This is a genomic window from Polymorphobacter multimanifer (assembly GCF_014205635.1).
Lineage (GTDB): Bacteria > Pseudomonadota > Alphaproteobacteria > Sphingomonadales > Sphingomonadaceae > Sandarakinorhabdus > Sandarakinorhabdus multimanifer.
Genome location: NZ_JACIIV010000003.1, coordinates 141350 through 157149, shown reverse-complemented (window position 1 = coordinate 157149; position 15800 = coordinate 141350). Strand labels below are relative to the sequence as shown.

Below are 15800 nucleotides of genomic sequence, written 5' to 3'. Positions count from 1 at the left end.
CCGCCGAAATCGCTGGTACAGCGTCACTTCACGACCTCGAGCGCAGGGGTGACCGGGCGAGTGCCCTGCGCCGCAAAATGGTCGCGCAGCTGTGCCACCGACTCCATGCGATGGGCATCGGGGAAGCGGTGGGTCCAGGCGGAATGGAACGCGGCCACCTTGCCGTCGATGGAATTGAAGACATAGTTCGGAATGCCGAGCAGGCACGAAAGGATATGCGCGTGCAGCCGGTCGGTGACAACGACACCGCCACGGTTGAGCATGGCCACGCCCGCCCCGAGGCGGCGGCGCGCATATTCCTCGCGCACCCGTAGCATCGGCGCGTTGACCAGCCAGGCCGCGCCCGGGCGAACCTGGCAGTGCCGCGAAAGATACCGATCCAGCCGCTTCACCCGCTCGATCGGCTCGCCGATCCAGTCGCCGCTCTCGATGCTGTTGCCCGAGGCCGCCAATGCCGCGAGCAGCTGGCGATGGTCGGTGGCGACCTCCTTGTCGGTCCGCAGCAGGCAGAAGATATCGGTGCTCGGTGCGGTGCGCGCCAGCGGATCGAGGCAGAAGGCCATGTCGGGGGCGAGAATGACCGGGCAATCGAAGTTGGCCTTGGCCAGGCTGGCGCTGGCATGGTCGCGCACGAGAAGATGAAAGTCGGGATGGCGAGCGATCGCCGCGCTTGTTGCCGCAAGCGTCTCGGGGTCGACAAAGCTGATGCTCTGCGGCAGCTGCACGATCCGCTTGTGGGCAAAGCGATCGAGAATGCGCAGGCGCAGCGCATGATGTCGTGGCCAGATGTCGCCGAAATTGCCGCCGCCATGCAACAGGATCATCGAGCTCCGCTCGATGAAGCGGTCGCAAAGCGAGGAATAATTGTCGACATCGAAGAACGAGATGCGCGCTTGCGGGAAGTGGCGACGAAGGAAGCTCAGTTCACCGAGCAGAATTGCCTGATCACCCACATTCGAATGACCGGGCGGATCGATCAGGCAGATATGCTCTGCGTGCCCGTTGATCAGCGGTACGAGCGCATCGTCGATCAGCCTTTGCAACGCCGTTTGCAAAGGCTCCTCGCGGGCATTTGCAATGGCGGTCATTGCGGTGATGTCACAGGTTGCACGCGCGGCCGCATGGCAAAACGTGCGACCAAGGTGCCAGCGAGTGCCACGACGTCGGTTTCAGGGCCGGAAGGCCGGCCGGTGACCAGCCACAACAGGGCCAGGGACGCGACATAGGTGAACGCCCCCGCCGCTATCACCGCCGCGAGTGCTGGCAGTGCGGCGGCTGCCACGCCAGCGTGCACCAACGCAGCAAGCACGCCAGCCATGATCCCGGTTGCAGCAAGCGAGCGACTGTTGGCGGCAATCTGTTCGCCGATCGGAATGCCGATGAGCCGGCGAACCAGCGCCATGTTGATCGCCATGCCGCTGAGGCCGCTGACCACCCGCGCGAGCAGCACGCCGATCAGTCCACCCGTCACCAGCCCGATGACGATCAGCGGCAACCGAATGCCGAGGTTCACGAGATCGCGGTGAAACAGGCTGCGCGTTTCCGCCAATGCCATCGCCAGCGGCTGCAGGCTGGAGGACAAGGTCTGCAGGGCGAAAACGCCGGCAAGTATCTGGATGACAACCACCGCCGGCAACCATTTGTCCCCCACCGCCAGCACGACCAGCGGCTCGGCGATCAACGCCAGGCCGAAGCCGATCGGCAGTCCCACGGCAGACACCAGGGACTGCCCGCGCAAATAGGCCGCGCGCAGCCGCTCCCTGTCGTGCGTGAGCCTCGAAAAGGCCGGAAACAGTGTCTGCGCGACCGGCGACGTGGCTTCGCGCGTCGGCAGGGCGGCAAGATTGTCCCCGAAGCTGTATTGACCGAGCATATTGCTGCCGAGGAAATAGCCGATGAACAGCTGGTCGGAGCGCCAGTTGACCGTGTTCACGACCCGGCCAAGCGTCAGCCACATCGAAAAGGCGAACAGCTCGCGCCCGCCGCGCAGCCGCAGGCGAGGCCGGTAGGGCAGCAACGCGTACGACAGCGCCACCCCGAGCAACTGCGCCGCTGCGCCGCCGGCGACCAGTGCCCAATAGCTCTTGTAAATCACCGCCACAGCAAGGGCGACGACGAAGCCCAGCAGCTTCTGCGAGACGCCCATCGCAAACTCCTGCCGGAACACGAGATTGCGGGTGAAGACGACAAGCCTGGGGTTGCCGAAGCCACCGAGCAGGCTCGTCCCCGCGATCACCAGCATGATGCCGACCAGCCGCTGGTCCCCATAAAGTGCTGCGACCGGCCAGGCCGCCGCCGCCAGCACCGCCGCCAGAAGCGCCGCGCGCAAAATGTTCAACGTCCAGGCGCTGTCGAAATGGTGCCGCTGCGGATTCTCGTGCTGGACCAGCGCCGAAGAAAGCGACAATTCGCTGACCGATCCGGCAAGCGCCGCCACGGTGATGGCGATGGCAACAAGCCCGAAATCCTCGGGCATCAGCAACCGGGCAAGCAGGACCGTGCTCGCAAAGCCGATCACGGTGACCAGCAGCCGCGTGGCAGCCAGCCAGAATGCTCCCCGGGTCAAAAGGTCCTTCATCGAAACAGCATCTTCGCCCCGCCAATGATCGTTGGCCTTATAGTATAGATTGCAGCGACGCGCAGCATAAAAGTATGAATTATGTATTCACAGGCCGTCGGCGCCGCTAAGCCATCAGCGGTGCGCATGGCAGCACCAGCGCTGCTGGCTGCGGCCAGGCGAGCGGTGGCAAACGGATTCAGAGGGACGTCGATGACACGCATCTCGTTCATCATGCCGACCTACAACAGGGCCGATCTTGTCGCCGAGTCGCTCCACGCCGTCATGGCGTCGGCCGGCGAAGATGACGAGATTCTCGTCGTCGACGATGGCTCCACCGACACGACGCCCCAGGTTGTCGCCGCGTTGGCACCGCGGGTCCGCTACGTACGCCAGGCCAATGCCGGAAAGTCCGCAGCACTCAATCGGGCGCTGGCGCTGACCGACGGCGCCCATGTCTGGATCTGCGACGATGATGATCTGCTGCGCCCCGGTGCGGTGGGCACGCTTCTCGCCGCACTGGAGTCGAGCGGTGCCGGGTTCGTCTTCGGCCGCCATGAGCGATTCCGGATGGACCCCGTCGCCGGTCGGATCGCCATGGGGACCGGCTATTGGCCCGACCTTTCAACCGGCTCGGTCCTGCGGCACCTCCTCGAGGACGCTTTCGTGATGCAGAATGCAGCACTGGTGCGACGCCGCTGCTACCGCGATGTCGGGCCGTTCGATGAAACCTTCCTGCGGTCGCAAGACTATGAAATGTTTGTGCGTCTGGCCCTTCGACACCGTGCCCTGCATGTCGATTCCACGGTCTTCGACCAGCGCAAGCACGATGGCGCGCGAGGTCCTTCGGCAGCCCGGCACGCCGTGGCGGGTGCCGAAGATATCTGGCGTCGCTTCGACCGGCGCATCTTCGAAACGAACGCCGGTCTCCTGTCCGTTCCGGTCTTCGAAGCCCTGTTCGAAGGCACCGACAAGGTGTTGTGCCAGCGGGCGGCCCGGCTGCAGCGCGCCTGTGTCCATGCCCGTCACGACCTTTGGGACCGGGCGATCGAGGACCTGCGCGCGGCGGCAGCCATCGGCCTGGACACGCCGCTTCACAGCGTCGAGACGGCAATTTGCGCGCGTGTGCTGGGCGGCAAGCATGGGTTCGCGGGGGCCCTCGCACCCCCGATCCTCGGCGCGCTTCGCAGCCTCCACAACCACGCCGGCGGTGCCATTGTGCGGGCAATCCTGCGCGGCGTGCTGTGGCGATTGCGCCGCGATTCGCCGAATGTCCGGAGCGATGCGCGCAAACTTCTCGCGGCTGTGGCGGGGCCCGTGGGAACCGCGCGCATCCTGGTCGAGCACGCCGTGAAGCGAAGCCCGGAGGCCATTGACGATGCCCTGCGCGAACGCTCCGTGGAATCTGCACCCGTCGCGTCGACTGGGCTGAACGAAAGTCATCCGACGTTCGTATAGTATATCGGCGGAAACACTCGTCTTTGGTAGACTGGCGTCAGCGGTGCCGACCGGATATTCAATTTGCATGCATGGGGTGGGGTTATGGTCAAGATCAAGGAAAACCTGAAAATGGTTCGGGCGCTGCTCGATCCGAAGGACCGGATGTTCCTCAAGGCAGCCCTGGCGGCGCATGAAGGTCGGCCGGTCGGCACCTGCTCTTGCTGCGGCTTCGTGGGGAAGTTCGAATCAACCGGCCTTCGCCTGCGGCTGGATGCGCGGTGCCCCGCCTGTGGCGCGCTGGAGCGGCACCGATTGTTGTCGCTGGCGATGCAGCGCGGCTTTGTCGACATGCGCGGCAAGCATGTGCTTCACTTCGCTCCCGATGCGATCGTGGTGAAGCTGGTTGCGGACCAGTCGCCGGCCAGCAATGCAACTGCGGATCTCGAGCCCGGGCGCGCCGACCAGATCCTGAATATCGAGAATCTGGCGCTTCCCGACGAATCCCTCGATCGGATCCTGTGCTCCCATGTGCTCGAGCATGTCGATGATCAGCGTGCACTGGCCGAGATGCGCCGCGTGCTGCGCCCGGGCGGGCAGATCGTCATCATGATGCCGGTCATCGAAGCATGGCCGAAGACATATGAGAACCAGTCGATCAGCACGCCGCAGGAGCGGGAACGCCATTTCGGCCAATGGGACCATCTGCGCTGGTTCGGCGCCGATGTCCGCCAGCGGATCATCGCGCAGCACTTCGAATGCCGCGAGTTCACGGCGGACGGTCCGGACAGCGCTCACCACAATCTCATTCGCGGCGAGACCGTTTTCCTTGCCGTCAAATAGCGGCGTCCCGCAGCGCCCGCTTCAAGCGGACGCCGCGAACTTCGATTCCGCCACGCCCTGCGATACCGCCCAGATTGCCGCCTGCGTGCGGTTGAGCGCGCCGATCTTGCGCATGATCGCCGAGACATGGAATTTCACCGTCGCTTCGGTGATCGAGAGCTCGCGCGAGATCTGCTTGTTGCCATCGCCGCGCGTCAGGCACCGCAGCACGGCAATCTCGCGATCCGACAGGTCGATGTCGTTCGAAAACTCCATGAGTTCGCGCTCTTCATGCCGCCAGCACGAGGCCATCAGCGCATGGACGGTCTGCGAAGGCAGGATTTTCTCGCCCGAAGCAATCAATTGCAGCGACCAGACCAGCGGCTCGGAGGAGATGTGCTTGGGAAGATAGCCATCGGCTCCGAGCGACAGTGCCTCCGACGTGGTCTTGACGCTGATATCGTCACCCATCAACACGATCCGCGCATTTGGAAACGCGGTCCGAAGATCCCGGCAACTGTGGTTGCCGTCCAGCGCCGAGGCGGAATCGATGATCACGATGTCGATCGCAAGCTCCGGCTGGTCTGCTGCGGCCTTCGCCAGGCCCAGGCAATCGGCATTCGTCGAAACGACCTGAAAGCCATTTTCCGCCAGAATTCCCTTCAGCCCCTCGCGAACGATTGTGTTTTTGCCAACAATGGCAATGCTTACAAATTGACCCATAATCGTACCCCACCCTTGACTATCAGCTAAGGTCGCAACACCACCGCATGAGCGGTAGTCCTCCTGGTGCGTCCAGCCTGACTAATACGCTGCACTCATAACCAACTGCGCTGTCACGCACCCGAATCAGTTAAACTCGGAACATCTAGCGAGCGGATTATACTCAATAAATCTGTAAAAGATATTGTCATACTGTTAACCCCCTTGTGTTCGATGACGCGCGGAGATGCCGCACGGAAGCGCTGGCAGATACGAGGATCCTCCGCGTCATGATGCAATCCCCACCAGTCGCGCGCGGGCGTCCGACGCCGTGGCCGAATATGCAGCACGCGACCTTTCCCACATCAGCGCATGGCGAACGATATCGTCCAGCCCATAGCGCGGACGCCAGCCGAGCTCGGTTGCGAGCCTGCTGCTGTCCGCGATCAGGATCGCCGGGTCCCCGTGGCGCCGTGGTGCCATTCGCACCGGGATGGGGGCTCCCGCCACGCGCGCCACGGCATCGATGACCTCGCGGACACTCGCACCGCGGCCCGTGCCCACATTGTACGTCCGCTGTGCCGGGGCCTGGAGAATATCGCGCATCACCAGCACATGCGCGGCGGCGATATCGGCGACATGGACATAGTCGCGCACCGCCGTGCCGTCCGGTGTCGGATAATCATTGCCGAAGATGGCGATTGCGTCACGCGTACCGGTGGCAACATGCGTCGCGACCTCGATCAGATGATGCGGATCCGCAGTCGCTTGTCCGGCACGTCCCGCCGGATCGGCTCCGGCAGCGTTGAAGTAGCGAAGGATGCCCAGAGCCATGCCGCCGGCGCTGGCAATGTCGGCCAGGGCCGATTCTGCCATGGCCTTGCTGCGGCCATAGGTGTTGATCGGCGCCAGCACGCGATCCTCGGCAAGCGGTGAGCCGTCGCCCTCCCCATAGACTGCGGCGGTGGACGAAAACACCATCGCCCGCACGCCGGCATCGGCTGCGACGCGGGCAAGGTCGATCGTGACCGACAAGTTGTTCCGGTAGTATGGCGCCGGCGATTTCAATGACTGTGCCACGCTGATCGATGCTGCAAAATGCATGATCGCGCACGCCCGGGTCTGCCTCAGGATCGTGGCCACAAGCGCGGCATCACCCACGCACCCGAATACGAACCTTGCACCCTCCGGAATGAGGCTGCCGTCGCTCGACGACAGGTCGTCGATGACCGTCACGGCATAACCGTTCTCAAGGAGGGCGATCACTGTATTGCTGCCAATATACCCCGCCCCACCGGTCACCAGTATGTGCTGCCGTTCTTGGGAGGCGGATATGCCGGAACATCTATACGTCATCGCCCCAGTCCCCTGTATAGTGTGTTGGCCCCCCGGCGTATCTTCATTACTATTTGGACAAGAAACCATGAACTGACGATTCGTGCAAACTCTCTTTAGTATAGTTGTGCTTGTGCAACCTGAATCGTCTGCTGTTAACCTTTGTTGATTTGGTTCCCTGCTCCTGCCGATAATTGTTCGCAAACGCATGAGCTGCTCATCTGTCCGGATAAGCATTCATAATCACATACTTGTCATATCGTTAAGAAGCGGGGCCGTGGGGCACCCTTTTAACGGACGGACGGTCGCTCAACGAACGCACGTTCGGTTCCCACACCGGTTGGACAGCGCGGTGCTGCTGAAACTGGCAGACCACTCGACGATTGGAGCATCGATACGGGGGCCGACTCCCGTTGCTTTCGACTTGAGTCGAGAAGCCGTAATCAAGCCAATGGCAATCCAGCCCATCCTTTCACCAGTGCGACGAGCCGGCGTTGCCGTCCGGAAACTGGATATCGATCAGTGTAAGGCTCGCTGCGGGTAGTGATGGTGTAGTTGAATTGGCATCAAGGTCGGTCTTGCGAGCTGCAAACGAACACTGTCGACGAATATGTTGCCCGAATTACCGGCAGCGTTTGGAACAAGCGGCAGCGGCACATTCCCGGTCGTGCTTACCCAGGGACGCGCCGGCCCCTACTGACGCTTGCGCCCTCTTGCGAAGCGCACCTGCAGCCGGTCGGCGGCGGTGTCTTCAGCCAATCCACTTCAGCCAGCCATTGCCTGGCGCGGGAAAGCTAGATGGAGACATGGAGAATGTGCATGCCAGGCGCCAGCGACCATGCCACCGCGCCGACGGCAAGGACCAGCGGCGCGCCATCCAGCGTGCAAGATGGTTGCCGGCCGTCCTCGACGCGTTCGACCTCGATACGATATTCGGCCTCGCCGAGGCGCAGCGTCACGGTGAGGCCGGGCCAGTCATCGGGCAGGCACGGCGCAAAGTGCATGGTATCGCCGGCGCGGCGCAGTCCGAGAACATGTTCGATTCCGGCCCGATACATCCAGCCGGCAGCGCCGGTGTACCAGGTCCAGCCGCCGCGCCCGGCGTTGCGGTCGACCGAATAGACGTCGGCGGCGACGACATAGGGCTCGACACGGTAATGCGCCGCGTCGGCGGCCGTCAGGGCGTGGTTTATGGGGTTTAGCAGGGCAAACAGGTCGACAGCACCGCGGCCGTCCCCCAGCCGTGCCGCGGCAATGATCGTCCACATCGCGGCATGGCTGTACTGGCCGCCGTTCTCGCGCAGGCCCGGTGGATAGCTGCGGATATAGCCGGGATCGTGGTCGGTCTTGTCGAATGGCGGTGTGAACAGCTTGACCAGCCGCGCCTCGCGGTCGACGAGGCGGCGGCGAACCGACCCCATCGCCTGTGCCGCCCGCACCGGGTCGCCGGCGCCACTGATCACTGCCCAGGTCTGGGCAATCGAATCGATCTGGCACTCGTCGCTGTCGGCGGCGCCAAGCCAGGTGCCGTCGTCATAGGTGGCGCGGCGATACCATTCGCCGTCCCACGCAACCGCCTCGATCGCGGCGCGCACGCTTTCGGCATGAGCACGCCAGCGGGCAGCACGCTCGGGCTCGCGCGCGTCGGCGAACGGCGCGAAGCGGTTGATGGCGTGAATCAGGTGCCATCCGAGCCAGACGCTCATGCCCTCGCCGCCTTCGCCGACCCGGTTCATGCCATCGTTCCAGTCGCCGCCGCCGATGAGCGGCAGGCCGAGCGCGCCGGTCATCGCCACCGACTGGTCGAGCGCCAGCGCGCAATGGGTATAGAGCGAGGCGGTGTCGGCGCTGGTCCCGGGAAGGTAAAAGGCATCATGCTCCTGGGCTTCGAGCGCCCGGCCTTCGAGAAAGGCGATCGGTGTGTCGAGGATGGCGGCATCCCCGATTGTTTCGACATAATCGGCGACCGAGATCGCCAGCCAGCCGCGGTCGTCGGAGATGCGGGTGCGGACGCCGCGGCCGCTTTCCGGCAGCCACCAATGCTGGACATCGCCCTCGCGAAACTGGCGGCCGGCAGCGCGCAGCAGATGCGGGCGAACAAGGTCGGGGCGGGCCAGCAGAAGTGCGCCGCCATCCTGCAGCTGGTCACGAAAGCCATAGGCGCCGCTTGCCTGGTAGAAGCCGGCACGGCCCCAGACCCGGCAGCCGAGCACCTGGTAGAGCAGCCAGCCGTTGAGCATGATGTCCATCGCGCGATCGGGGCTGCGAAGCTCGACAGTGCCGAGCGTGCGGCGCCAATGCGCCGTGGTGCGATCCATCTCGGCATCGAGATCGGTCTCGCGCCACTGGCGGACAAGGGCCCGCGCCGCGTCGCGATCTGTGGCCTGGCCGATCGTCCAGACCAGCTCGCAGGAAGCGCCGGGGGCGAGGGTCACATCCGTGGTCAGGACAGCGCAGGGGTCGAGCCCGGCGCCGGCGGTGGGGACCAGCGGCGTGTCGTGGTTCAGTGCCGCCGGTGAGGCCAGGCTGCCGCTGCGGCCGATGAATGCGGCACGGTCGCAGGTCCAGCCCGTCTGGCATCCACCGAGATCGGCAAAGGCGATGCGGCTGCCATTGTCGGGATCGAACGGGTTGCGGGCGAAGAGCGCGCCGGTTTCGGCGTCATGTTCCGACACGATGTGCGCTGCGGTCTTCGATCGGGCCTGGCCGAGCACCCACTCGGCATAGCCGGTGACCGACAGCGCCCGCGGCACGTCCGACAGGTTGCGCAGCGTGAGGCGCGCCAGCCGCAGCGGTGCATCGAGCGGAACATGGACGAGCAGGTCGCTCTCGATGCCGTGCCCGGCGGAATGGAAACGACTATAGCCGAAGCCGTGCCGCGTAGCGCGTCGGCCGCCGGTGCCCGCCGGTGCCTGGGTGGGTGACCAGACCTGCCCGGTATCGAGATCCCGCAGGTAGAGCATGTCGCCGGGCGGGTCCGAAACCGTATCGTTCGACCAGGGTGTCAGCTGGTTTTCGCGGGCATTGCCCGACCAGATCGCCCCAAATCCGTCGGCCGACACCTGGCAGCCGAACTCGGGATTGGCGAGGACATTGATCCACGGTGCGGGCGTTGCCTCGCGGCCATCGAGAATGATCGCATATTCGGTCCCATCGGCATGGAATCCGCCGCTGCCGTTCCAGAACTCGAGCGTTTCGGGGGTCGGCAGCACCGGATCGGCGGGACGTCCGGGTCGGGTGCCATGGTCGGGGCCACCCGTCGGGGCGGGCGCAGGAACGCTTGCCAGTGCCGGCTCGGGCCGCTGCAATTGCCGGCGCAGGCTTCCACGCCGCGCCGATATCTCGACGCGGCTCAACGCACGCAGCGTTGTCACCTGCTGTTCGAGCATCAGGTCGCTTCGCAGCGTGAACACGTCGCCACGCACCCCGGCGGGCGCCGGCCGGGCCCGGACGGCGCGGACGGCATCGTCGATGGCGTTCTGCAGGTCCTGGATATAGGAGGCGCGGCGTTCGTTGAGGATGACGATGTCGAAGGCCAGAAAGCGCGCCTGGAGGAATTCGAAGGCGCGCAGGATATCGACGACCACGGCAATGTCGCGCGGGTCGTCGATGCGAACCATGACGATCGGCAGGTCACCCGAAATGGAATGAACCCACAGTGCCGATTGCGGCGCGGCCGCAGCGGCGACCAGCGCCGGCGGCGGCGCGTGGACGGCACCTGCGTTGACGATATGGCCGGCGAGGCGCTGGAAATCGGCTGCATCGCCGGGATCGAGCCGCAGGAAGCGGCGTTCGATCTGTGCCTGGGTCCAGGCGCCCAGCTCGGCGCGATCGAAGGCACTGGCGTCGCGGTGCCGATCGATGGCATCGAGCAACTCGGCGCGCGACGCAGCGGCAATGGTCCAGAAGGCGACACGCACCGTCTGGCCGGCTGCCACCGACATCGGGCAGCGCAGCACGAACGCCGGATCGATGACCGTGCCGCAATGCCCGCCGAGCGGCATCGCCAGGCCCAGCGGGTCCCCGGCCGCGCGGCCGCGACCGATGAAGGCGCTGCGATCGGTGTCCCATTCGACCGGGCCGACCGCGTCCCCTTCGACGACGGCGACATGGGCCACCCAGATCGACGGATCGCCACTGCTGCGTGGTCGGCGGTGAGCGATCAGGACCGGGCCGTCACGCTGCTCGGTTTCGACGAACATGCGGGCAAAGGCCGGGTGGGCGAGGTCGGTATCCTGGGCGCCGACCGACAGTTCGATGAGCGATGTGACGTCGATCCGCCGGGCGCGGTTGCCGCGATTGGCGATCGAGACGCGACGCACCTCGGCATCGTCCTCGGGCGAGATCAGCACTTCGGTGGTCGTCGCCAGCACGCCATCGCGGCGGCGGAACTCGGCGCGGCCTTCGGTGAAGGTCGCGGTGAATTGCGTCGGCTTGCCGCCGCGCGGTGCCATCGTCGCCGACCAGCAGTCGCCGCTCTCATGGTCGCTGACATAAAGCCAGCTGCCGTGGTTCTCCACGACCGGATCCTCGCGCCAGCGGTTTATCGCCAGTCCCTTCCAGCGACTGTAGCCGGCACCGGTGTTCGTCAGCAGCACCGCATAGCGGCCGTTGGACAGCAGGTGGACGGGAAGCACGGCTTCCGGGTGCTGGCTGTAGGTGCGCACGGCACCGGGCTCGGCCGGCCGGTCGGTCGCGGCGATCGAGATTTCCTCGGCACGCGGCTGGAAGGTGCCGACGCCGCGCGGCGGCCGTTCGTGGAGGAGCAGCGCCGTCGCCTGGATCATCGGCTCGGCATGGAAGGCGTCGCGCAGCCGGCCGCCATCGAGGACGTTGGTGATGGCCAGCAGCGCCATGCCCTGGTGATGCGCCATGTAGGTGCGCACGATGGCGCCATGGGCACCGCTCGGCACCCGCGCCGGCGTGAAGTCGATGGCCTCGTAGAAGCCGTATTCGCCGCGCCCGCCGATGGCCTCGATCGCTGCAAGATTGGCAAGTGCCGCCTCGGCATCGACCATGACGGCAAGACCGGTGGCGTAGGGGGCGATGACCAGGTTTTCTGAAAGACCGCGCTTCAGGCCGAGCCCGGGCACGCCGAAATTGCTGTACTGATAGGTCATCTCCCGGTCGCGGGCGTTGTAGGCGGATTCGGAAATGCCCCAGGGCACGCCGGCTTCACGGGCGTATTCGCGCTGGCGTTCGATCACATGCCGGTTCGAGGTCTCGAGCAGGCTGCCATCGGGCGCACGCATCAGAAGCGAAGGCATCAGATACTCGAACATCGATCCCGACCAGGAGATCAGCACCGATGCATTGCCGACCGTCGTCGCACTGCGGCCGAGCCGGAACCAGTGTTTCGCCGGAATGTCGCCCTTGGCGATGGCGAACAGGCTGGCGAGCCGCGCCTCCGACGCCAGCAGGTCGTAGCAGCTTTCATCGCGGCGATTTTCGGCGACCGACCAGCCGATCGAAAGAAGCAGGCGTTCGGGATCGAGCAGGAAGGCGAAGTCCATCGCCATCGCCATCGCCCGCGCCTCGGCCGCGAGCCGCGCCGCGGCGTCATTGTCCCATCCGTCCAGCAGGTTGGCGAATGCAATCAGGTGCCCGGCAAGATTGCCGCTGTCCACGGCGGAGACATAGGCAGGTTCGAGAACGCGAAGGTCGCGGGTGTCGTACCAGTTGAAGAAATGCCCGCGGTAGCGCGGCAGCATGCGCAAAGTCGCAAAGGTCGCTTCCAGCCGGGCGAGTGCCTCGGCCGGTTCGCACCACCCACGGTTGCGTGCCGTCGCGACGACGAGCAGGTAGAGGCCGATATTGGTTGGCGAGGTCCGCCCGGCGACGATCGGCGTCGGCGTCTCCTGAAAATTGTCCGGCGGCAAATGGTGGTGCTCGGCGGTGACATGCGCGGTGAAGAACCGCCAGGTCTGCAGCGCGATGTCTTCGAGCCGGCGGCGCTGATCGGCATCGAGCCGGTGTGCGGTCGCAATGGGGCGCGGCTGGCTGATCGCCCAGGCGATGGCCGGAGCAGCCAGCCACAGCAGGGCGAGCGGCACGACCAGTGGCAGGATCGCCGGCTGCAACCAGATGGCCGCGGCCGCAGCGACAAGCGTGACGACCAGGGACCGCGCCATGAACCAGCAGGTCTGTGCGAGGCCGGGATTGGGCGACGCGCTTGCGGAAGCCGCGGTCGTCCATTCGAGCAGGTTGCGACGGGTGATCGCCAGCCGAACCAGTGTGCGGACGATGGCGTCGGTCATGCGCACGGCCTGGTCGGCAACGGTCGTCAACTGCAGCGCGATATGGCTGATGGCAATGCGGATTTCGTTGCCGATGGCATTCAGATGCGCGCGCAGCGGCACGTCGCGTGGCCGTTTTGCCATCAGCAGCGATGGCAGCGGCAGCAGCGGCGGGATGGCGATCAGCAGAAGCAGCGCCAGCAGCCATTGCGCGCTGGCGACCGCCGGCATCATCCAGCCGCCGACCACCGCCACCATGATCGACGGGGCCACTAGCGAACGCCGCAGATTGTCGAGCATCTTGGCACGGCCATTGCCGGGCAATCCTCTGGCGGGCGAACGGTCCGAAGAGAATATCCAGGGTAACAGCTGCCAGTCGCCGCGCACCCAGCGATGCTGGCGGCGCACCGCGGCATCGTAGCGAACGGGGAAGTCCTCGACGACCTCGACATCGGTGATCAGCCCGGCGCGGGCGTAGATCCCTTCGAAAAGGTCGTGGCTGAGCATCGTGTTGACTGGCACGCGGCCATCGAGCGACGCCATGAAGGTGTTGATTTCATAGATGCCCTTGCCGGTGAAGGACCCTTCTCCGATCAGGTCCTGGTAAAGGTCCGACGCCGCCGCGGCATAGGGATCGATGCCCGCCGGGCCGCCGGCAAGCGCCTCGAACCGCGATGCACCGCGCCCGATCGGCAGTGCCACGGTGACGCGGGGCTGCATGATGCCATAGCCGGACACGACGCGGCGGAGGTTGACGTCGAACCGCGGCCGGTTGAGCGGATGCGCCATCTTGCCGATCATCCGCCGCGCCGTGCCCGTCGGCAGCTGCGTATCCGCATCGAGGGTGATGACGTAGCGGACGCCGACGGGCACCGATGGCGAGCCGCCATCAGGGCCATAATAGGATGTGTCGGTGGCACCGTGCAGCAGCCGGTTGAGCTCGTGCAATTTGCCGCGCTTGCGCTCCCAGCCCATCCAGCACTGCTCCGCCGGATTATACTGCCGGCGGCGATGCAGGAACAGGAAGCGCGGGGCGCCCCCGTCCACCGGATAGCGAAGGTTGAGCGCAGCGATGGCGGCATGCGCCTCCGCCAGCCGTTCGGCTTCGCCCGGCAGCGTCTCGGTCGGCGCATCGGCAAAGTCCGACAGCAGCGCATAGCGCACCGCATCCTCGCGCGTGCGCAAATGGTGTATTTCGAGGTTGGCGATTTCCGCCTGGATCCGGGTCTCCGACCCCAGCAGGATCGGCACCGCGACGAGCGTCTGCAAACCGGCGGGGACACCGTCCTTCAATTCCAGTGCCGGGATGATGCGCGGCGGCAGTACCGTCGCCATCATGCGGTTGACGATCGCGGTCGCCGTCTCGATCGCCATGATCAATACGGCGAGGAGCATCGGCGCGGCCCACCATGCAGGCAATTCGGCCGTCTCCAGCCCGATCAGCGGCGCCTGCAGCAGCAGCAGGGAGGCCAGCATGACGAGGGCGATGTAGACTAGGATGCCGCCCTCGCGGATGCTGCGCGCCAAGCGGATGTCGACGGGTGGCACAAAGCCGATATCGTCCTCAAGCTCCGGCCGACCCGAGCCGATCAGGAAAAATCCCGGATCCTTGTCGATATGGTTGTCGCTGAGCCGGGTGTTGGCGAGGACGATGGCACGAGCAGCAACGCCATCTTCGGCATAGGCGGACCCGCGCGACAATTCCTCGAGCGCGTTGCGGTAGAGGTTGCGCGATGCGAAATCCATCGCGGCAAAGTTGCTGCCCGCGCGCAGCACCCGGTCGGCAACACTGACCGATTCGACCATGTCACCCCAGTCGGTTTCGGCGATCGATCGCATCGACGTGATCACATTGCGGATCGAGGCCGTGGAGGCGATCAGCGCGTTCTGCGCGACGGTATCGATGGCGGTAATGCTGTTGCCGGCAGCAACCGCCTGGGATTCGAGCCAGCGGCGCGCCATCTCGCTCCGGTTGTCGACGTCGCGCAGGCGCAATGCCAGCTGGCTGATGAAGGCCGGCGACTGCACATTGTCGATGGTCGTCAGGGTGGCAAGTGCGACGGCATCACTGGGCGCCGCAAACAGGGCGTCGGCAAAGGCCTCGGCGCGCGACCGGTCTTTCTCGTCGGCAATCGCAAGGTCGGCCAGCCGGCGCAGATTCTCGACCAGCACCAGCTGCAGCGAAATGGCCAGCGCCCAAAGCTCGCCGATCGTCAGGGCTTCCACCTCCTGATAGGCGATGATGAAGTGGCGGAAGCGGTCTTCTTCGAACAGGCTGTCGCTATGCGCCACATAGGCCCAGGCAATGCCGAAAACACGCGGCAGCGTCGCGAGCGGGCCGTCGGCCAGCTTGGGAAGCTGGCGGTAGAAATCGGTGGGCAGGTCGTCGCGGATCTTGCGGATCTGCTTTTCGACGATGTGATAATTGTCGATCAGCCACTCGGCCGCCGGTGCAATCGGTCGATCGAGCTCGAGCGCGAGCGCCGTCTCCCGATAGGTCTGGCGCAGGGCGACGGCATTTTCATCGAGCCGGGCAAGCAACTGCTTCGATCGCAGGGTTCCCGGCTGGAGCCGGTGCGCGCGTGCCAGCGACTGTGCGTGCAGTTCCAGACGTTCCAGGCCGAAAAGGTCGGAACGGACGGGCGCAGGATCAAGCCACACCGGGGCTGTCAACACCCGATGGGGGACCGGGCGGGCAAGGATTGGTCGCT

At 65.3% G+C, this 15800-nt stretch carries 8 protein-coding genes; 2 read left to right on the top strand and 6 right to left on the bottom strand.

Translation table 11 applies throughout. From position 1 onward, the window contains the following. Window positions 1-23: 23 nt before the first annotated feature. From FHS79_RS02870 to FHS79_RS02860, 3 genes are read right to left on the bottom strand one after another with little or no spacing between them, the layout of a single operon-like run. Window positions 24-1088 carry a polysaccharide pyruvyl transferase family protein gene (locus FHS79_RS02870; RefSeq protein WP_184195064.1) on the bottom strand — a complete coding sequence of 355 codons (1065 nt, stop codon included), beginning with the start codon at window positions 1086-1088 and terminating at the stop codon, window positions 24-26. After that, window positions 1085-2578, bottom strand: a complete 1494-nt coding sequence (locus FHS79_RS02865; protein WP_184195061.1) for a lipopolysaccharide biosynthesis protein — start codon at window positions 2576-2578, stop codon at window positions 1085-1087. The genes FHS79_RS02870 and FHS79_RS02865 overlap by 4 nt, the downstream gene beginning before the upstream one ends. After that, the gene (locus FHS79_RS02860) at window positions 2575-2790 is read right to left on the bottom strand and encodes a hypothetical protein (protein WP_184195058.1); all 216 of its coding nucleotides are present in this window, start codon (window positions 2788-2790) and stop codon (window positions 2575-2577) included. Before FHS79_RS02860 ends, FHS79_RS02865 begins: the two co-directional genes overlap by 4 nt. Between FHS79_RS02860 and FHS79_RS02855 the strand changes: the two genes are divergently transcribed. Together FHS79_RS02855 and FHS79_RS02850 are read left to right on the top strand one after the other, a co-directional pair. Next, complete coding sequence (locus FHS79_RS02855) at window positions 2771-4015, top strand: glycosyltransferase family 2 protein (protein WP_184195055.1); 1245 nt, start codon at window positions 2771-2773, stop codon at window positions 4013-4015. The genes FHS79_RS02860 and FHS79_RS02855 overlap by 20 nt on opposite strands. A gap of 84 nt (window positions 4016-4099) precedes the next feature. Further along, on the top strand, window positions 4100-4837 hold the full coding sequence (locus FHS79_RS02850) for a class I SAM-dependent methyltransferase (protein ID WP_184195052.1): 738 nt from the start codon (window positions 4100-4102) through the stop codon (window positions 4835-4837). A gap of 21 nt (window positions 4838-4858) precedes the next feature. On the opposite strand, the gene FHS79_RS02845 is transcribed toward FHS79_RS02850, so the two are convergent. The 3 genes from FHS79_RS02845 to FHS79_RS19270 form a co-directional block, all read right to left on the bottom strand. After that, window positions 4859-5539: a LuxR C-terminal-related transcriptional regulator gene (locus tag FHS79_RS02845; RefSeq protein ID WP_184195049.1), complete on the bottom strand. Its 681-nt coding sequence runs from the start codon at window positions 5537-5539 to the stop codon at window positions 4859-4861. 267 nt (window positions 5540-5806) lie between these two features. Beyond that, window positions 5807-6874: a UDP-glucose 4-epimerase GalE gene (gene galE, locus FHS79_RS02840; protein ID WP_184195046.1), complete on the bottom strand. Its 1068-nt coding sequence runs from the start codon at window positions 6872-6874 to the stop codon at window positions 5807-5809. 773 nt (window positions 6875-7647) lie between these two features. Next, on the bottom strand, window positions 7648-15750 hold the full coding sequence (locus tag FHS79_RS19270; RefSeq protein WP_207792193.1) for a GH36-type glycosyl hydrolase domain-containing protein: 8103 nt from the start codon (window positions 15748-15750) through the stop codon (window positions 7648-7650). Window positions 15751-15800 lie beyond the last annotated feature (50 nt).